The sequence below is a fragment of the Actinomadura coerulea genome (genome assembly GCF_014208105.1).
GTDB lineage: Bacteria > Actinomycetota > Actinomycetes > Streptosporangiales > Streptosporangiaceae > Spirillospora > Spirillospora coerulea.
Genome location: NZ_JACHMQ010000001.1, coordinates 4,088,610 through 4,106,555, shown reverse-complemented (window position 1 = coordinate 4,106,555; position 17,946 = coordinate 4,088,610). Strand labels below are relative to the sequence as shown.

The window sequence follows — 17,946 nt, the reverse complement described above, 5'->3', positions numbered from 1 at the left end:
GAGTGGTGTGCGGATGGGGATTATTGGGGTAGCGAACGACCTCCCTCAGACGCCACACTGATTCTGGTCGGTTCGCCCCTGGGGAGGTCCTCATGGCGGGTGCGCAGGTGCCGGAGACGATAATCGGGCCTCGGTGGGAGGCGCGCTGCGCCGCGACCACCGGGGCGAACGCAGATCACGGCCCGGCGGAGGGCGTCTGATGCGACAGGTCCTCCTCCTGAACGCGACGTACGAACCCCTCACCACGCTGCCTCTGCGGAGGGCGGTCTGCCTCGTGCTTCGCGAGAAGGCGGAGATCGTCCACCACGACACCTCGGGCGCCGTGCTCCACTCGGCCACGATGACGGTCGAGATCCCGTCCGTCATCCGGCTCCGCCGCTACGTCCGCATCCCGTTCCGGACGCGCGTGCCGCTGACCCGCGCCGCGCTGATGCGCCGCGACAACTTCCGCTGCGTCTACTGCGGCCGCCGCGCCGAGACGATCGACCACGTCCATCCGCGCAGCCGCGGCGGCAAGCACGTCTGGGAGAACTGCGTGGCCTCCTGCATGACGTGCAACCACAGCAAGGCCGACCGCCTGCTGTCGGAGCTGGGCTGGACGCTCAGCGTCACCCCGGCCGTTCCGAGGGGCGCGCACTGGCGCCTCATCGGCCTCGTTCACGACGGCGACCCGCAGTGGGCCGCCTATGTCACCGAGCCCGCCGCCTGACGCGCACACCGGGGGGACGTATCCTGGGGGCGTGCCTCGCTATGACTACCGCTGCCGCGCGTGCGGGTCGACCTTCGAGGTCTCCCGCCCGATGATCAACGCGTCCGACCCGGCCCCGTGCCCGGCCGGCCACGACGACACCGTCAAGCTGCTGTCGACGGTCGCCGTCACCGGCTCCTCCCGCGGCGGGGCGCCCCAGCCCCCGCCGAGCGGGGGCGGGGGCTGCTGCGGCGGGGGCTGCTGCTCCTGACCGGGCAGCGGCTGTTCCTCACCGGTCACCCGGCCTGGGCCGCGCGCAGCGCCTTGCCGGTCGCGGCGACGTCGTAGTCCGGCGGGACGCCCTGGAGCAGCACGAGGTGTCCGGGAATGTGGTCGCTGCGCTTCGCCGCGATCGCCTGGTAGGCGTCCGAGTCGTACCAGGCGCGGGCCTTGTCCATGTCGGGGAACTCGATGATGACGTAGGCGCCGTCGAACGGGCCCTCGACCACCTCGGTCTCGCTGGCGTGCACGATGAACCGGCCGCCGAACGGGTCCATGGTCTCCTGGATGCTCTCCATGTAGACGAAGACGTCCTCGGGCAGCGGCGGCTGGGGGGTCATGTGGGCAAGGGCGTAGGCGGTCATCGCGGTCTCCTTGAGTGGTGGGGCCGGGCTGGTTCGCCCGACACCCACCACTTTGCCCTAGGCGGGGAATGCCCGCGATTACCCGCCGGGTAATCGCTCAGCCGTTGAGGCGGTCGAGCTGGGAGACGTCGCGCGCGGCGCCGGTCGAGGCGGACGTGGCCATCGCGGCGTAGGCGCGCAGGGCGGCGCTCACGGGGCGGTGGCGGTCGCGGGGCCGGTAGCCGCCGAGGTCGGCGAGCAGCTTCTCGCGGCGGATCTCCAGCTCGTCGGCCGGGACGTCCAGCTCCAGCACGCGGTTCGGGATGTCGATCACGACGCGGTCGCCGTCCTCGACGAGGGCGATGATCCCGCCGCCCGCGGCCTCGGGTGAGGCGTGCCCGATGGACAGCCCGGACGTGCCGCCGGAGAACCGGCCGTCGGTGATCAGCGCGCACGCCTTGCCGAGCCCGCGGCCCTTGAGGAAGCTCGTCGGGTACAGCATCTCCTGCATGCCGGGCCCGCCCTTCGGGCCCTCGTAGCGGATCACGATGACGTCGCCGGCCTTGATCTTCCCGCCGAGGATTCCCTCGACGGCGTCGTCCTGCGACTCGAAGACGACGGCGGGGCCGGTGAAGGTCCACAGCTCCTCGTCCACCCCGGCGGTCTTGACGATCGCGCCGTCGGGGGCGATGTTGCCGCGCAGGACGGCCAGGCCGCCGTCGGCGGTGTAGGCGTGCTCGGCGGAGCGGATGCAGCCGTTCTCGCGGTCGAGGTCGAGCGACTCCCAGCGGGCGCTCTGCGAGAACGCCGAGGTGCTGCGGACGCCGCCGGGCGCCGCATGGAACAGCTCGACGGCCTCCGGCAGGACGTCCGGGGAGCGGACGTCCCACTTGGCGAGGAACTCGTCGAGGGACGCGGAGTGGACCGAGTGCGCCGACGCGTTCAGCAGGCCGGCGCGGTTCAGCTCGCCCAGCAGGGCGGGGATGCCGCCCGCGCGGTGGCAGTCCTCGACGTGGTACTTGCCGGTGGCGGGGGCCAGCTTGCAGACGCACGGGACGCGGCGGGAGATCGCGTCGATGTCGGCGAGCCCGAAGTCGACGCCGCCCTCGGTGGCGGCGGCGAGCAGGTGCAGGATCGTGTTGGTGGACCCGCCCATCGCGACGTCGAGCACCATGGCGTTCTCGAACGCCTCGCGGGTGGCGATGTTCAGCGGCAGGACGGACTCGTCGTCGCCGTCGTAGTACCGCTTGGCGACCTCGACCACGGTGCGGCCGGCGTCCTCGTAGAGGCGGCGGCGGGCGGTGTGGGTGGCGAGGACGGTCCCGTTGCCGGGCAGGGCCAGCCCGATCGCCTCGGTGAGGCAGTTCATCGAGTTGGCGGTGAACATGCCCGAGCAGGACCCGCAGGTCGGGCAGGCGCTCTCCTCCATCTCCAGCAGCTTGTCCTCCGGCAGGGAGGAGTCGGCCGAGGCGATGATCGGGTCGATCAGGTCGAGCTTGTTGCCGTCCATGACGCCCTCGACGGGCTTGCCGGCCTCCATCGGTCCGCCGGAGACGAACACGGTCGGGATGTTCAGGCGCAGCGCGGCCAGCAGCATCCCCGGGGTGATCTTGTCGCAGTTGGAGACGCAGACCAGGGCGTCGGCGCAGTGCGCGCTGACCATGTACTCGATCGCGTCGGCGATCACCTCGCGGGACGGCAGCGAGTACAGCATGCCGTCGTGGCCCATCGCGATGCCGTCGTCGACCGCGATGGTGTTGAACTCGCGGGGCACGCCGCCGGCCTCCCGGACGGCGCCGGCGACGACCTTCCCGACCTCGTCCAGGTGGACGTGGCCGGGCACGAACTGGGTGAAGCTGTTGGCCACCGCGACGATGGGCTTGCCGAAGTCCTCGCGTTCCACGCCGCTGGCCCGCATGAGCGCGCGGGCGCCCGCCATGTTCCTGCCATGGGTGACCGTGCGTGACCTGAGCGGTGGCATTTCGACCTCTCCAAACCTGTGACGTGCGGGGACGACGGGCCGCGCATGGTTCGGCGTGGGCGGGCGGGTCGCCTGGAAGGGATACGCGCAGCGGCGGGTCGCGGCGCTGCCGCCGGCTCAGCGGAGGTCGCGCCCGGGCCGGCCCGTGGCCTTCGATGCTACCAACCGCCGGAGGGCAGGAAAAAAGCCGGGACGGCGGTGTCCCGGCTTCGCGGCGGGCGGCCCGGTGGCGGGGCCGCCCCTCGGCCTCAGTCGGGGTACTTCGGCGGCAGGGCGTCCTCGGCCGCCTGGAAGATGCGCTGCACGTCGCTCTCGGTGAGGATCTTCGGGCGGCGGCGCAGGTACGAGCGCGCCCGGTTGCCCGCGTAGACGTCGACGTCGCGCACCCGCATGACCTTCCACGGGATGGACGGGCCGTAGATCGCCACGGACGGCTGCACCGGCACGTCGAAGCCGACCCGCTCGGCGAGGATGATGCTCGCCATCTGGGCCTCCCACCGCGCCTCGTCCAGCCGGTCCTTCTTGTTGAAGGGGCCGTGGAAGAGCTTGAGGTGGGACATGGTGCGCACGGGGAGGCGCTTGTCCCACTTCTCCGAGTCGATGGCGTAGACGCCGCTCGGCCCGATGACCAGGTGGTCGATCCGCCCGTCGCTGACGCCGTCGTCGTCGCGGGGGACGGCCCGCGCGTGCAGCACGAGGTATCCGTTGCGCCGCAGGGACTTCAGCTGCCGCTCGGTGCGCCGTTCCGCCGCGGAGGACTTCTGCCAGGCGGTCACGGTGGAGCTCTTGCGGGACTGCCGCACGTAGTCGCCGATGACGACGAGCACCGCGACCGTCAGGCCGAGCCGCCAGCTGGTCAGGGCGAGGGCGGCGGCGCCGGCGACGACGGCCGCGCCGATCCGGTACGCCCAGCGGCGGATCTTGGGATCGTCGAGCATCGCCGCGGCGGCGCTCGCCTCCAGCCGCTCCTTCACCGGGGTCTGGTCATCGTGCTCACGCGTCTCGTCGTGCTCACGAGTCTCATCGTGTTCGCGCGCCTCCTCGGGCTCGGGTCGCGCCCTGGCATTCTGCGTGTTGCCCCGCTCCATGGTCGCCATGGTGACGCTCCGTGTTCCTTTCCCATCGGGGGCATGATCCTCCGTGCGCAGAGTAATCATCGGGAGGGTGGGCGACCAGTCATGCCGGGTTAATGTTTTGTCGCCCCACGTCAGTGATTCTCTTACGGCACGGTCGGGTAGGCCAGTATTAATCTCCTTCTTCCGCTGCTGTCGTGTGTGCCCTCTTTGATGCCCGCGCACACGGCGTCTAGCGTTCCGGATCGTGACACAGATCCATGACCTCAGCGCCACACGCATGGCCGCCGCCGTCCGCACCGGGGAAGTGTCCCCGGTCGAGCTCGCCGACCATTACCTGGCCCGCATCGAACGGCTGGACGAGCAGGTGGGCGCCTACGCGACGGTCACCGCCGAGCGCGCCCGCGAGGAGGCGCGCCGCGCCGAGAAGGCGGTGCTGGAGGCGGCGGACCCGGCGGAGCTGCCGCCGCTGCACGGCGTCCCGGTCCCGATCAAGGACCTGAACATGGTGAACGGCGTCCGGATGACGTTCGGCTCGGCGGTCTACGCCGACCTGACCGGGTTCGCCGACGACCACGTGGTGGCCAAGCTCGCGGCGGCCGGGACGGTGCTCCTCGGCAAGACCGCGTCCCCCGAGTTCGGGCTGCCCTGCTACACCGAGGGCGCCGTGTCGCCCCCGGCCCGCACGCCGTGGGACCCGTCCCGGTCGGCCGGCGGTTCGAGCGGCGGCGCCGCGGCGGCGGTCGCGTCCGGGCTGGCGCCGATCGCGCAGGGCAGCGACGGCGGCGGCTCGATCCGGATCCCGAGCAGCGTGTGCGGGCTGTTCGGGATCAAGCCGACCCGCGGCCGGATCTCCCAGGGCCCGGTCATCCCCGACCTGTTCGGGCTCTCCACCAACGGGCCGATCGCGCGGACCGTCCGCGACGCCGCCCTCATGCTGGACGTCATGGCGGGCCACATGCCGGGCGACCTGTACCGGGCGCCGGAGGCGGACGGGCCGTTCCTCGCCCGCGCCGGCCGCGCGCCGGGCCGGCTGCGGATCGCGCGGAGCCTCCGGCCGCCGGTGCCGGACGTCGAGGTCCACCCCGACTGCGCCGCCGCCTACGAGGACGCGTCGGCCCTGCTCGAGGAGCTGGGCCACGAGGTCGTGGAGCTGCCGGAGGTGCTCGGCTCCGACCTCGTCCCGCACTTCGCGACGCTGTGGGGCGTGATGGCGACGATGACGCCCGTCCCCGAGGGGAGCGAGGAACTGCTCCAGCCGCTGACCCGCTGGCTGCGCGGCTACGGCGAGAAGACGACGGCGCCGCAGCTGTTCCAGGCCCACGCCGCGCTCCAGGGGGCGCTGCGGGCGGCGTTCCCGGTGATGGACGAGTTCGACGCGATCCTGCACCCCACGCTCGCCATGCCGCCGGTGCCGGTCGGGTACTTCCACGGACAGGAGCCGGAGGAGAACTTCCGGCGGCAGACGCACTTCACCCCGTTCTGCGCCATGTACAACATCTCGGGGCAGCCCGCGGTGAACGTCCCGCTGCACTGGAACGCCGACGGGCTGCCCATCGGGGTCATGCTCGCGGGACGGCTCGGCGGGGAGGGCACGCTGATCTCGCTGTCCGCGCAGCTGGAGGAGGCCCGCCCCTGGATCGGCCGCAAGCCCCCCGTCTGGACGGCGTGACGCGTCCGGCACCGGGCATGGTGCAGGCGTGGCTGACGACGAACTGATCAGACTGGCCGGGCACCACGGCGTCGCGACGCGCTACGAGGACTGGCGGGGACGGGAGACGGCGGTCTCGCGCGACACGCTCACCGCCGTCCTCGCGGCGCTCGGGGTGGACGCCTCCACCCCCTCCGCCGTCCGGGCGGAGCTCGACCGGCACCGGGAGCGGGCGCGGGAGCTTCCGCCGACGATCGTCGTCCGCCGGGCCGGCGTCGGGACGGCCGGGCGGATCCGCGCGGCGCTCGGCGGTCACCTGGATGGCGGCGCGGAGGCGGAGGTCGAGACGGCCGCGGACGAGGTCCTGGCGCCGCCGCGCGCCCGCCTGCCGACCGCCGAGCGCTCCTTCGAGCCCTTGGACGGGCTCGCGGACGTCCCGCCCGGCTGGCGCGGCCTGCGCGTCCGGGACGGGGAGCGGACGCGGTACACGCGGCTGCTGGTGGCTCCCGACGCGCTGCGGCCGCCGCCGAGGATGTGGGGGTTCACGGCGCAGCTGTACTCGGTGCGGTCAGCCGCGTCGTGGGGCCTCGGCGACCTGCGCGACCTGGCGGACCTCGCGGACTGGAGCGGCCGGGAGCTCGGCGCGGGCTTCGTCCTGGTCAATCCGCTGCACGCGACCGAGCCGGTCCCGCCGGTCGGGGCGTCCCCGTACTCGCCGATGAGCCGCCGCTTCCCCTCGCCGCTCTATCTGCGGATCGAGGACATGCCCGAGTACGCGGAGCTGCCCGTCGCGGACCGGGAGCGGTTCGACGCCCTCGCCGCCAAGCTGCGGGCCCAGGAGGGCCTGCTGGACAGGGACGCGGTGTGGGCCGCGAAGCTGGAGGCCCTGGAGGCGATGTACCGCCGCCGGCGGGATCGCGACCCGGGGTTCGAGGAGTTCCGGCGGCGGGAGGGCGCCGCGCTCGCGAGGTTCTCGACGTGGTGCGCGATCAGCGAGGAGCAGGGGACCACGGACTGGCGGCGCTGGCCGTCCGGGCCGTGCGGCGCCCACGACCGCGGCGCGGTGGACGCTCCCGAGCACCATGCCCGCGCCGGTTTCCACGAGTGGCTCCAGTGGAGGCTGGACGGGCAGCTCGCGGCGGCCCAGCGCGCGGCCCGCGACGCCGGGATGCCGCTCGGGATCGTCCACGACCTGGCGGTCGGGGTCCCGCACGGCAGCGCCGACGCCTGGATGTACCGCGACTCCTGCGCGGCCGGGATGAGCGTCGGGGCGCCGCCGGACGAGTTCAACCAGCGCGGGCAGGACTGGGGGCAGCAGCCGTGGCGGCCGGGCGCGCTCGCCCTCGACGCCTACCGCCCGTTCCGCGAGATGGCCGCCGCCGCGCTGCGGCACGCCGGCGGGATCCGCCTGGACCACGCGATGCAGGTGTCGCGCCTGTGGTGGGTGCCGGAGGGCGCGTCCCCCGCCGACGGCACCTACGTCCGCTACGACCGCGACGCGCTGCTCGGCTCGCTGGCCTGGGAGGCCGAGCGCTTCGGCGCCGTCGTCGTCGGGGAGGACCTCGGCACCGTCGAGCCGGAGGTCCGGGAGGCGCTGGCCGACAGCGGCGTCCTCGGCACGTCCCTGCTCTGGTTCGAACGGGACGAGCGGGGCCGGCCCAAGCCGCCGGGCCGGTGGCGGGAGCTGTCCCTGGCGACCGTGGGCACCCACGACATGCCGCCGATCACCGGGTTCGTGCACGGCGACCACATCGACCTGCGCGACCGCCTCGGGCTGCTCACCCGTCCCCGCGCCGAGGAGGAGGACGACCACCGCCGCCAGCTGGCCGACTGGCTCGGCGTGCTGCACGCCGAGGGCCTGCTGGCGGACGAGCCGGCCGCGGTCGTGCGGGCGCTGGCGGACGGCTCCACCGCCTACGACGAGGAGATCGTCACCGCGCTGCAGGAGTTCCTGACCAGGACCCCCGCGCGTCTCATCGGCATCTCCCTGGCCGACGCCGCGGGCGAGCGCCGCACCCAGAACCAGCCGGGCACCGTCGACGAGTACCCGAACTGGCGGGTCCCGCTGGGGGACGCGGAGGGCCGCCCCGTCCTCCTGGACGGCCTCAAGGCCCGCGGCGCGCTCAGGCTCTTCAGGCGAGCGTCGACGTGATGCGCTCCGTGACGTCGTGCAGGAGCGTGTCGGGGCGCAGTTCGGCGGCGGCGACCGCCGAGAAGAGGGCCGGCAGGCCCGGCAGGGGGTAGGAGTCGTCGTCCGCCACGGACTTGCCCAGCGGATGCCGGGCCAGGGACCTGCGGGCGCGCGCCCAGGCCGCCTGGACCTCCTCGGGCGAGGGGACGCCGAACCCGTGGCCGACCGGCGCGGCGTGCCGCAGCTTCACCAGGGCGCCGTCGGCGAAGTCGGCGGCGAGCCGGCAGCGGTCGCCGAGGTCGGCGCGGACGAGGCCGTCCAGGCGGGTCATGACCGTGCAGGGGGTGCGGCAGCGGGCGGCGCAGTCGCCGAGCGCGGCCGCGACCTGGCTGTGCTGGCGGTCGAGGTAGGCGCGCCAGCCGGACGGCGGCTCCTTGGCGACCCGCAGGGTGCGCTCGCAGGCGGAGCGCTCCGGCCGGGTGTGGTCGCACACGCGGGCCGACCCCGGCTCGACGGGGACGCCGAAGCGGCTGCCCTCGCCGCGCACGGCGGCGCCGATCAGGGCCGGGTCGCCCGCGTGGCCGAGGACGGGCTCCCAGGCCAGCAGCGGCAGGTACTCGCCGGCGATGTGGACGGCGGCGACGAGCGCGGCCATGTCGCGGCGGTGCCAGCGGATCGCGATGACCTCCAGCAGCAACGAGTACGCAGGCCGGAGGCTGGCGAGCGCCCCGCGGGGGTGCTCCCGCGGGGCCTGCGGCATGCGGCTGGCGCGGGCCCGGTCGAGCAGGTCCCGCGGGACCTCGCCGGCCTCCTCCGGCATGCCGAAGTCCTCGGCGTCCAGGTCCAGGACGCGCTGTCCGAACGCGCACAGCGCCGCGACCGGCGCGGTGCTGCCGTCCGCGGCCAGGGTGCCCTGGCCCATCAGCGCCTCCAGGTCGCCGAAGGCGTAGCGCCGGGCCAGTGCCGTCAGAACCTCGCGAGCCGTCTCCACTTCGTCCCCTCCCCGTGACCATGCAACGATCGCATGGTCACGGGGCCTTTGGGCGGGTTCGCCGGGACGGCCTCGGCAGGGTCAGGCGGAGGCGGCGTCCTTGGCGCGGGCGCGCAGGGCGCGCGCGACGCCGTCGCGTCCCTCCGACAGCAGCCGCCGCAGCGCCGCCGGCGGGTCGTTCTCCGCGATGTAGGCGTCGGTGCGGTCGACCGTGGACTGCTCGATCACCAGGAAGGGGTAGGCGACCTCGGCGAACGTCTGGGACATGTCGCTGGTCCACTCCTTCCACACGCGCCCGACCTCGGCGAAGTACCTGTCCAGGTAGGGGACGAGCAGCGCGGCCTGGTCGGGCTCGACGAAGCCGCCGAGCGTCGCCCGGTAGACGGCGTTCGGCAGGTCGCCCGCGATGATCCGCTCCCAGGCGGCCGCCTTGGCCTCGGGGGTCGGGATGGCGGCCTTGCAGGCGGCGGCGTGCCGCTCCCCGGCGGCGGTCCGGTCCCGCTCGTGCTCGGCGTCGATCTCGGCCTCGCCCGCCTTGCCGGTGGTGACGAGGCGGCGCAGCAGCGCCCAGCGCAGGTCGGTGTCGACGGTGAGGCCGTCGAGGACCTGCGAGCCGTCCAGCAGGCCCCGGACGAACGCCAGGTGCTCGCCGGTGACCGCCGACCCGGTGAACGCCAGGGTGTAGGCCAGCTGGAGGTCCGAGCCGGGCTCGGCCTCGCGCGCCAGTTCCGACAGGGTGTCGGCCATCAGGGCGAGGCCCTCCTCGCGCCACGCCGGGTCGGCGTACTGCTGGACGGCGGTGCGCGCCTGCCGCAGCAGCGTCTGCGTGACCGAGATGTCGGTGACGCCGCGGATCCCCTTCACCACGAGGCGGACGTAGTCGCGCGTCGCCATCTCGGCGTCGCGGGTCATGTCCCACGCCGCCGACCAGCACAGGGCGCGCGGCAGGCTGTCGTTGACCTCGCCGATGTCCTCGATCAGCGTCTTCAGGGAGTGCTCGTCCAGGCGGACCTTGGCGTAGGTGAGGTCGTCGTCGTTGACCAGGACGAGGTCGGGCCGCTTCTTGCCGACGAGCTGCGGGACCTCGGTGCGGGCGCCGACCACGTCCAGCTCGACCCGGTCGCGCCGGACGAGCCCGTCGGCGGTCTTGTCGTACAGGCCGATGGCCAGGCGGTGCGCCCGCAGCGTCGGGTAGTCGGCCTTGGCCTCCTGGAGGACCGTGAACGAGGAGAAGCCGCCCTCGCCGTCGACCTCGTACTCGGGCCGCATCGTGTTGACCCCGGCGGTCTCCAGCCACTCCTTCGACCAGGACGCCAGGTCGCGGCCGGACGTCTCCTCCAGCGCCCCCAGCAGGTCGGAGAGGACCGTGTTGCCCCACGCGTGCCGGTCGAAGTAGCGCCGGACGCCCTCAAGGAAGTTGTCGAGGCCGACGTACGCCACGAGCTGCTTCAGGACGGACGCGCCCTTGGCGTAGGTGATCCCGTCGAAGTTGACCTCGACCGCGCGGATGTCGGGGATGTCGGCGGAGATCGGGTGCGTGGACGGCAGCTGGTCCTGCCGGTAGGCCCACGCCTTCTCCAGGTTCGCGAACGTCGTCCACGAGCCCTTCCACTTGGTGGCCTCCGCCTGGCACAGGACGCTCATGTACGTGGCGAACGACTCGTTCAGCCAGAGGTCGTCCCACCAGCGCATGGTGACGAGGTCGCCGAACCACATGTGCGCCATCTCGTGCAGGATCGTCTCGGCGCGCCGCTCGTAGGCCGCGTCGGTCACCCGGGACCGGAAGACGTAGTCCTCCAGGAACGTCACGCAGCCCGCGTTCTCCATGGCGCCCGCGTTGAACTCGGGCACGAAGAGCTGGTCGTACTTCGAGAACGGGTACGGGCGGCCGAACACCTTCTCGAAGTAGCCGAAGCCCTGGCGGGTCACGTCCACGATCGCGTCGGCGTCGAGGTGCTCCGCCAGCGAGGCGCGGCAGTACACGCCGAGCGGGATGACGGTGCCGTCCTCGCGGCGGTACTCGTCCCGGACGACGTGGTACGGCCCGGCCACGAGCGCGGTGATGTAGGTGGAGATCTGCGGCGTGGGGAGGAAGCGCCACGTCCCGCCCCCGGCCGTCTCGGCGGCCTCGTTGGTGACGACCTCCCAGTCCTCCGGCGCCTTCACGGTCAGCTCGAAGGTGGCCTTCAGATCGGGCTGGTCGAAGCAGGTGAACATGCGGTGCGCGTCGGCCGTCTCGAACTGCGAGTACAGGTAGACGCTGTCGTCGACCGGGTCGACGAACCGGTGCAGGCCCTCACCCGACCGGGAGTACGCGCAGTCGGCCACGACCCGCAGCTCGTTGTCGGCCGCGAGGCCCGGCAGCGGGATCCGGCCCTTCTCGGCGTCGTAGGACCCGGGGTCGAGGGCCTGGCCGTTCAGGGTCGCCTCCCGCACGACGGCGCCGTGCAGGTCGATGAAGGTGGACGCGCCGGTCTCGGCGCTCCCGAACCTGACCACGGTGGTGGAGCCGAACCGCTCCTCGCCCGTCGTGAGGTCCAGGTCGACCGCGTAGGACTCGACGGTGAGCAGCCGGGCCCGTTCCCGCGCCTCGTCGCGCGTGAGGTTGCCTGCCACATGAACTCCTTGGTCGGCTTAAAGGCTTGGTGTCCCCATGTCTACCAACCGGACGACTCTACGGCCCGTCCGCCACGGCCGTCGGCGACCTCTCGCCGACGGGAATCGGGGAGTGCGGCCCCGGGTTGTCGCATGCAAGACATGAGCACTCTCAAGGAGGCGACGTTGCCCGAGGACGTTCCCACACCGGTTGACTTCTGGTTCGACCCCCTTTGCCCCTGGGCGTGGATCACTTCCCGCTGGATCATGGAAGTGCAGGAGCAGCGCCCGATCGAGGTGCGCTGGCACGTGATGAGCCTGGCCGTCCTCAACGAGGACAAGGACATCCCCGAGGACTACCGGCGGATGCTCGCCGACGCCTGGGGCCCGGTCCGCGTGTGCGTCGCAGCCGAGCAGAAGTACGGGCCCGAGGTGCTCGGGCGCCTCTACACCGAGATGGGCACCCGCCGGCACCACGAGCGGCAGAAGTTCGACCGCGCCTTCTTCGAGGAGTCCCTGACCGCGGCGGGCCTCGACCCGGCGCTCGCGGACGCCGCCGAGTCCACCGGTTACGACGACGCCGTGCGCGCCTCGCACAAGGACGGGATCGACCGGGTCGGCCAGGAGGTCGGCACCCCGGTGATCGAGGTCGAGGGGCACGCCTTCTTCGGTCCCGTCGTCACCCCGATCCCGCGCGGCGAGGCCGCCGTCAAGCTCTTCGACGGCGTCCTGGCGGTCGCGAGCACGCCCGGCTTCTTCGAGCTCAAGCGCACGAGGACGGAAGACCCGAGCTTCGACTGAGCGCGGGCGGCGGCCGTCCGCCACGGACTCGCCGGCAGGCCACACATCGGTTGCTATTGCGAAGATGTTGCAACTACGAGGTCTATGCCGACAAACTGGTCCTGCTGGCTGCAAAGAGGTAGGGGTGGTTGAGTCGTGCATGTACCGGACGGATTCATCGACGCGCCGGTCTCGCTCGCCACGGGCGCCGTCGCGGTGGCCGGGGTCGGGATCGCGCTGCGAGGCGCCAGGAGGGAACTGGACGACCGCACCGCGCCGCTCGCCGGGCTGACGGCCGCGTTCGTGTTCGCCGCGCAGATGCTCAACTTCCCGGTCGCGTCCGGGACGAGCGGGCATCTGCTCGGCGGGACGCTCGCCGCGATCCTCGTCGGGCCCTATACCGGCGTCCTGTGCGTGTCGGTGGTCCTGCTCATGCAGGCGCTGCTGTTCGCGGACGGGGGCCTCACCGCGCTGGGCGTCAACATCACCACGATGGCGCTGGTCACCGTCGTCACCGGCTACGGCCTGTTCCGGCTGCTGCTGCGGGTGCTGCCGATGACGCGCGCGTCGGTGTCCGGGGCGTCGTTCGCCGCGGCCGTCGTCTCGGTGCCCGCCGCGGCCGTCGCCTTCACGCTGGTCTACGCGGCCGGGGGGACGGCCGACGTGTCCATCGGCAAGGTCGCCGCCGCCATGATCGGCGTCCACGTGCTGATCGGCATCGGCGAGGCGCTGATCACCGCGGTGACCGTGTCGAGCGTGCTCGCCGTCCGGCCCGACCTGGTGCACGGGGCGCGCGGGCTGATGAAGCCGCTGGAACTGCGCACGGGCGGGCGGAACGCCGCCGAGCCGAAGCCGTCCCGGGCCTGAGGAGGACCCCGATGACCACCAAGCGCTTCTTCGCCGTGTTCCTGCTCGTCTCCCTCGTCCTGGCCGGGATCGTCAGCTACTACGCCAGCGCGAACCCCGACGGCCTGGAGAAGGTCGCCGAGGACAAGGGCATCAGCGCCAAGGAGAAGGACCACTCGCTCAAGGACTCGCCGCTCGGGGACTACGGCGTCAAGGGCGTCGACGACGCGCGGCTGTCCGGCGGGCTGTCCGGCGTGATCGGCGTGGGCCTGGTCCTCCTCGTCGGCGGCGGGCTGTTCTGGACGGTCCGGCGGCGCGGCCCGGCCGCCGGGCCGGCGGCTCCGGAGCGGGAGGCGGGGGCTCCGGCCGAACCGTCCCGGAAGGGCTGATGGGCGCGGGCCACGCGCACCGGCTCTACGTGCCGGGCGCCTCGCCGGTGCACCGGCTGCCGCCGCAGTGCAAGCTCGTCGCCGTCCTGGCGTTCGTGCTGCTGGTCGTCGCGACGCCGCGGGAGCGGCTCTGGGCGTTCGCCGTGTACGCGCTGCTGCTCGCGGCGGTCACGGCGGCGGCCCGGATCCCGTTCGGGACGGTCGCGCGGCGGATCGTCATCGAGGTGCCGTTCGTCGCGTTCGCCTTCCTCATGCCGTTCGTCGCGAACGGCGAGAAGATCACCGTGCTGGGGCTGCGGATGAGCGAGAGCGGGCTGTGGGGCGCCTGGAACATCCTCGCCAAGGGCACCCTCGGCGTCGTCGCGTCGATCCTGCTGGCCGCGACGACCGAGCCGCGGCTGCTGCTGCTCGGCATCGAGCGGCTGCGGATGCCGCAGCTCATCACGCAGATCGCCGCGTTCATGCTGCGCTACGGCGACGTCGTCGCCGCGGAGCTCGGCCGGATGAGGGTCGCGCGGGCCGCCCGCGGCTTCGAGGCCCGCGACATCCGGGCGACGGGGGTGCTCGCCAGATCCGTGGGCGCCCTGTTCCTGCGCTCCTACGAGCGCGGCGAGCGCGTCCACCTGGCCATGATCAGCCGCGGGTACGACGGCCGGATGCCCGTCATGGACGGCGCGGCAGCGACCGCCGCGCAGTGGGCGGCCGCCGCCGCGCTGCCCTCGGCCGCCGCGCTCGTCGCACTGGCTGCTTGGATGGGCCCATGACCCCCTCGCTCGAGGTGAAGGGCCTCGCCTACGCGTATCCAGACGGCACGCAGGCGCTGTTCGGCGTCGACCTGACGGTCGGGCGCGGGGAGCGCGTCGCGCTGCTCGGGCCGAACGGCGCCGGCAAGACCACGCTCGTCCTGCACCTGAACGGCATCCTGCACGGCGGCCTGGGCGAGGTCCGGGTGGGCGGCCTCGCCGTCGACCCGAAGGACAGGAAGGCGCTGCGGGAGATCCGCCGCCGTGTCGGAATCGTCTTCCAGGACCCCGACGACCAGCTGTTCATGCCGACCGTCCGGGAGGACGTCGCGTTCGGCCCCGCCAACCTCGGCCTGCGCGGCGCCGACCTGGACCGGCGGGTGCGGGAAGCGCTGGCCCGCGTCGGCATGCTGGACGCCGCCGACCGCCCGCCGCAGCACCTCAGCTTCGGCCAGCGCCGCCGCGTCGCCGTCGCCACCGTCCTGGCGATGGAGCCGGAGATCCTCGTGCTGGACGAGCCGTCCTCCAACCTGGACCCGGCCAGCCGCCGCGAGCTCGCCGAGATCCTGTTGAGCCTGGACGTGACGGTCCTGATGGTCACGCACGACCTGCCGTACGCGGCCGAACTGTGCCCGCGGTCGGTGATCCTCTCCGGCGGGGTCATCGCGGCCGACCGCCCCACCCGCGACCTGCTCACCGACGCGGGGCTGCTGGCGGCGCACCGCCTGGAGCTGCCCTTCGGGTTCGACCCGGCCGCGGCCCCGCGCTGACCGCCGCGCCCTTCGCCCTCTCCTTCGCCCGTCCCGAGCCCGCGCCGGATCGCCGGCACTTCGGCCGTTCCGCTTGCCTGCCCGGCCCCGCTCCGGAAGACTCGTTGCCTGACAGTGGTAACGGTTTTCATATCCAGAATGGGGGCATTCGTGAAGGTTGCGTTCGTGGGCAAGGGCGGCAGCGGCAAGACCACCCTGTCGGCACTGTTCGTCCGCCATCTGGCCGGACGGGGGCTGCCCGTGGTCGCCATCGACGCCGACATCAACCAGCACCTCGGTGTGGCGCTCGGGCTCGACGAGGGCCGCGCCGCCAAGATCCCCGCGCTGGGCGACCGGCTCGCCGAGCTCAAGGAGCACCTGCGCGGCGCCAACCCGCGCGTCTCCTCCGCCGCCGCGATGGTCAAGACCACCCCGCCCGGCTCCGGGTCGCGGCTGCTGCGGTTCCGCGGCGACGACCCGTTCCACGAGGCGGGCCAGGAGGTCGACGGCGTCACGCTGCTCGCCACCGGCCCGTTCAACGACGACGACCTCGGCGTGGCCTGCTACCACTCCAAGACCGGCGCGGTGGAGCTTTACCTCAACCACCTGGTGGACGGGGCAGGCGAGTACGTCGTCGTCGACATGACCGCCGGCGCCGACACGTTCGCCTCCGGGCTGTTCACGCGGTTCGACCTGATGTTCCTGGTCGCCGAGCCCACCCGCAAGGGCGTCGGCGTCTACCGGCAGTACACCGAGTACGCCCGCGACTACGACGTCGCCATCCGCGTCGTCGGCAACAAGGTGCAGTCCGAGGAGGACGTCGCCTACCTGCGCGAGCACGTCGGCGACGACCTGCTGACCTGGGTCGGCCAGTCCGCCGCGGTCCGGGCGCTGGAGCAGGGCCGCGACGGCGTCGCGCTGGAGGACGGCAACACCGCCGCCCTCGACCGCATGCGCGCCGAGGTGGACGGCCGCGTCAAGGACTGGGACGAGTTCCAGCGGCAGGCCGTGGAGTTCCACATCAAGAACGCGCGGAGCTGGGCGAGCCGGGCCGTAGGGGAGGACCTCGAAGCGCAGGTCGACCCCGGTTTCCGCTTCCCCGTCCCCGCCTCCTAGCGCCTACTGCGGGTAGTCCGGGCCCTACCGGCGGAGACGGAAGGGCACTACCCTGCCCGCCATGACGGTGCGGCGGATGCTCGCGATGACGGGCGGCGCGGTGGTCCCCATGGCTCTCCTCGCCCTGCTCTTCGGGAACCAGTGGGTCGTAGAGGAGATCGACAGGAGCGACCTCCGGTACGACGAGGGCATCGGACCGGTCGTGACGTGGCTGCTCACGCTCGGCTGGCGGATCACCCCGAAGGGGAGCCCCGGCCTGAAGTGGGTGTTCGCGGAGGATTTCAGCCTGCTCGTCTTCTTCGGCGTGCTGGCGGGGCTCGTGCTGGCGGGCGCCCGGCTGGCCGATCCGCAGCGCGGCCCGTTCGGCGCTGTGATCATCGGCTGGTGGGCGGCGGTCGTCGCCGGCGGCGTGTCCGGGGTCGTGGCCGCGCCGCTGACCCGCTGGGCTTTCGGGTTCGACGACGGGTCGTTCGCCCGCACCCTCGGCTCCACGGTCGGCCAGGGCGCCTCCTTCGGCTTCGCGTTCGGCTGGCTGGCCGGGCTCGGCGCGCTGGGCGGGTTCTTCCTCGCCCGCACCCGCGAGTCCGGGCCCCGCCCGGGGCAGCCCTACGGCCCGGTGCAGCCCTACATGGCCCAGCCGGGTATGCCGATGCAGCAGCAGCCCTATCCGCCGCAGATGCCGCCGCACCCGTCGGCCGTTCCCTACGTCCCGCCGCAGGGGCAGCCGCAGCAGCCCTGGGGCGCCGCGCCGGCCCCGCAGCCTCCGCAGCCCGGGCAGGCTCCGCAACCGGGCCGGTTCGGCGTGCCGCCCGTCCCGCCGCAGCCGTCGGCGCCGCCGCAGGAGCACGCGGCCCCCGAGGCCCCCGCGCCGCCCAAGGAGCCGGAGGAGCCGGAGGAGCCGGACGGGCGGCAGGAGGGGAGCCCGGAAGAGGCGCCGGAGAAGCCGGAGAGGCCGGCGGAGCCGAAGGAGGCCCCCCGAGGACGGACCGGAGGAGGTCCCCGGGGACGACGACCTCGACCCCGCCGACCGGACCATGATCGACAAGCGCGACGACGACACCTGACCCGCGCGCGCGGGCACGGTGCGGGCCTGCGACAATCGGGCCCATGCGCGTGTTTCTTGGATCCGACCATGCCGGCTTCGAGCTGAAGGAGCACCTTGTCTCCTGGCTGGAGCGGAACGGGCATGAGGCCGTCGACTGCGGCGCGTTCGTGTACGACGCCGTGGACGACTACCCGCCGTTCGTCCTCCGGGCCGCGGAGCGGACGGTGGCGGAGCCGGGAACGCTCGGCATCGTGATCGGCGGCTCCGGCAACGGCGAGGCGATCGCGGCGAACAAGGTCAAGGGCGCGCGTGCCGCCCTGGTCTGGAACGAGGCCACCGCCACGCTCGCCCGCGAGCACAACGACGCGAACGTCATCGCGCTCGGGGCGCGTCAGCACGACCTGGACACCGCGACCCGCTTCGTGGAGCTGTTCCTCGCGACGTCCTACTCCAAGGAGCCGCGCCACACCCGGCGGATCAGGATGCTCGGCGCCTACGAGCACACAGGCGAGCTGCCCCCGCTGCCGCGCGAGGGCTGACCCGGC

General features: G+C 73.1%; 17 protein-coding genes. 12 read left to right on the top strand and 5 right to left on the bottom strand.

Annotated features, from left to right (window positions below):
* Positions 1 to 199 precede the first annotated feature (199 nt).
* Together BKA00_RS18785 and BKA00_RS18780 are read left to right on the top strand one after the other, a co-directional pair.
* On the top strand, positions 200 to 709 hold the full coding sequence (locus BKA00_RS18785) for an HNH endonuclease (RefSeq protein ID WP_185026769.1): 510 nt from the start codon (positions 200 to 202) through the stop codon (positions 707 to 709).
* A 31-nt stretch (positions 710 to 740) separates the two neighbouring features.
* On the top strand, positions 741 to 959 hold the full coding sequence (locus BKA00_RS18780) for an FmdB family zinc ribbon protein (protein ID WP_173395027.1): 219 nt from the start codon (positions 741 to 743) through the stop codon (positions 957 to 959).
* A gap of 25 nt (positions 960 to 984) precedes the next feature.
* On the opposite strand, the gene BKA00_RS18775 is transcribed toward BKA00_RS18780, so the two are convergent.
* The 3 genes from BKA00_RS18775 to BKA00_RS18765 form a co-directional block, all read right to left on the bottom strand.
* Positions 985 to 1,332: a DUF1330 domain-containing protein gene (locus BKA00_RS18775; protein WP_185026767.1), complete on the bottom strand. Its 348-nt coding sequence runs from the start codon at positions 1,330 to 1,332 to the stop codon at positions 985 to 987.
* Positions 1,333 to 1,429: 97 nt separating this feature from the next.
* A complete protein-coding gene (gene ilvD / locus BKA00_RS18770; RefSeq protein WP_185026765.1) occupies positions 1,430 to 3,292 on the bottom strand; it encodes a dihydroxy-acid dehydratase in 1,863 nt (620 codons plus the stop codon).
* Between the two features lie 248 nt (positions 3,293 to 3,540).
* Positions 3,541 to 4,389, bottom strand: coding sequence for a nuclease-related domain-containing protein (locus BKA00_RS18765; RefSeq protein WP_185026763.1), 849 nt, complete (start codon positions 4,387 to 4,389; stop codon positions 3,541 to 3,543).
* Between the two features lie 223 nt (positions 4,390 to 4,612).
* On the opposite strand from BKA00_RS18765, the gene BKA00_RS18760 reads away from it, so the two are divergent.
* Positions 4,613 to 6,037: an amidase gene (locus tag BKA00_RS18760; RefSeq protein WP_185026761.1), complete on the top strand. Its 1,425-nt coding sequence runs from the start codon at positions 4,613 to 4,615 to the stop codon at positions 6,035 to 6,037.
* A gap of 28 nt (positions 6,038 to 6,065) precedes the next feature.
* Positions 6,066 to 8,168, top strand: a complete 2,103-nt coding sequence (gene malQ, locus BKA00_RS18755; RefSeq protein WP_185026759.1) for a 4-alpha-glucanotransferase — start codon at positions 6,066 to 6,068, stop codon at positions 8,166 to 8,168.
* On the opposite strand, the gene BKA00_RS18750 is transcribed toward malQ, so the two are convergent.
* Both BKA00_RS18750 and pepN read right to left on the bottom strand, forming a co-directional pair.
* Entirely contained in the window at positions 8,149 to 9,138 is a 990-nt protein-coding gene (locus tag BKA00_RS18750) for a hypothetical protein (protein ID WP_185026757.1), read from the bottom strand. The two genes, malQ and BKA00_RS18750, sit on opposite strands and share 20 nt — an antisense overlap.
* Before the next feature lie 81 nt (positions 9,139 to 9,219).
* Entirely contained in the window at positions 9,220 to 11,754 is a 2,535-nt protein-coding gene (gene pepN, locus BKA00_RS18745; RefSeq protein ID WP_185026755.1) for an aminopeptidase N, read from the bottom strand.
* Between the two features lie 141 nt (positions 11,755 to 11,895).
* Between pepN and BKA00_RS18740 the strand changes: the two genes are divergently transcribed.
* From BKA00_RS18740 to BKA00_RS18705, 8 genes are all read left to right on the top strand, one after another.
* Complete coding sequence (locus BKA00_RS18740) at positions 11,896 to 12,534, top strand: mycothiol-dependent nitroreductase Rv2466c family protein (RefSeq protein ID WP_185026753.1); 639 nt, start codon at positions 11,896 to 11,898, stop codon at positions 12,532 to 12,534.
* A 135-nt stretch (positions 12,535 to 12,669) separates the two neighbouring features.
* Complete coding sequence (locus tag BKA00_RS18735) at positions 12,670 to 13,380, top strand: energy-coupling factor ABC transporter permease (protein WP_185026751.1); 711 nt, start codon at positions 12,670 to 12,672, stop codon at positions 13,378 to 13,380.
* 11 nt (positions 13,381 to 13,391) lie between these two features.
* Positions 13,392 to 13,748 (top strand): PDGLE domain-containing protein, encoded by a 357-nt coding sequence (locus BKA00_RS18730; RefSeq protein ID WP_185026749.1) that lies wholly within the window; start codon positions 13,392 to 13,394, stop codon positions 13,746 to 13,748.
* Positions 13,748 to 14,512: a cobalt ECF transporter T component CbiQ gene (cbiQ, locus tag BKA00_RS18725; RefSeq protein ID WP_185026747.1), complete on the top strand. Its 765-nt coding sequence runs from the start codon at positions 13,748 to 13,750 to the stop codon at positions 14,510 to 14,512. Before BKA00_RS18730 ends, cbiQ begins: the two co-directional genes overlap by 1 nt.
* Positions 14,509 to 15,261 carry an energy-coupling factor ABC transporter ATP-binding protein gene (locus BKA00_RS18720; protein ID WP_185026745.1) on the top strand — a complete coding sequence of 251 codons (753 nt, stop codon included), beginning with the start codon at positions 14,509 to 14,511 and terminating at the stop codon, positions 15,259 to 15,261. Before cbiQ ends, BKA00_RS18720 begins: the two co-directional genes overlap by 4 nt.
* Positions 15,262 to 15,411: 150 nt before the next feature.
* Positions 15,412 to 16,356: an ATP-binding protein gene (locus BKA00_RS18715; RefSeq protein WP_230298545.1), complete on the top strand. Its 945-nt coding sequence runs from the start codon at positions 15,412 to 15,414 to the stop codon at positions 16,354 to 16,356.
* A gap of 61 nt (positions 16,357 to 16,417) precedes the next feature.
* Positions 16,418 to 17,506, top strand: coding sequence for a hypothetical protein (locus tag BKA00_RS18710; protein ID WP_185026741.1), 1,089 nt, complete (start codon positions 16,418 to 16,420; stop codon positions 17,504 to 17,506).
* Positions 17,464 to 17,940 carry a ribose-5-phosphate isomerase gene (locus BKA00_RS18705; RefSeq protein WP_185026738.1) on the top strand — a complete coding sequence of 159 codons (477 nt, stop codon included), beginning with the start codon at positions 17,464 to 17,466 and terminating at the stop codon, positions 17,938 to 17,940. The genes BKA00_RS18710 and BKA00_RS18705 overlap by 43 nt, the downstream gene beginning before the upstream one ends.
* The last annotated feature ends 6 nt before the right edge of the window (positions 17,941 to 17,946 follow it).

Bases quoted from the DNA above. Each gene is read 5' to 3' on its own strand.
- BKA00_RS18785 (WP_185026769.1), top strand. From the start codon at position 200: ATGCGACAGGTCCTCCTCCTGAACGCGACGTACGAACCCCTCACCACG.
- BKA00_RS18775 (WP_185026767.1), bottom strand. From the start codon at position 1,332: ATGACCGCCTACGCCCTTGCCCACATGACCCCCCAGCCGCCGCTGCCC.
- ilvD (WP_185026765.1), bottom strand. From the start codon at position 3,292: ATGCCACCGCTCAGGTCACGCACGGTCACCCATGGCAGGAACATGGCG.
- BKA00_RS18765 (WP_185026763.1), bottom strand. From the start codon at position 4,389: ATGGCGACCATGGAGCGGGGCAACACGCAGAATGCCAGGGCGCGACCC.
- BKA00_RS18740 (WP_185026753.1), top strand. From the start codon at position 11,896: ATGAGCACTCTCAAGGAGGCGACGTTGCCCGAGGACGTTCCCACACCG.
- BKA00_RS18730 (WP_185026749.1), top strand. From the start codon at position 13,392: ATGACCACCAAGCGCTTCTTCGCCGTGTTCCTGCTCGTCTCCCTCGTC.
- cbiQ (WP_185026747.1), top strand. From the start codon at position 13,748: ATGGGCGCGGGCCACGCGCACCGGCTCTACGTGCCGGGCGCCTCGCCG.
- BKA00_RS18720 (WP_185026745.1), top strand. From the start codon at position 14,509: ATGACCCCCTCGCTCGAGGTGAAGGGCCTCGCCTACGCGTATCCAGAC.
- BKA00_RS18710 (WP_185026741.1), top strand. From the start codon at position 16,418: ATGACGGTGCGGCGGATGCTCGCGATGACGGGCGGCGCGGTGGTCCCC.
- BKA00_RS18705 (WP_185026738.1), top strand. From the start codon at position 17,464: ATGCGCGTGTTTCTTGGATCCGACCATGCCGGCTTCGAGCTGAAGGAG.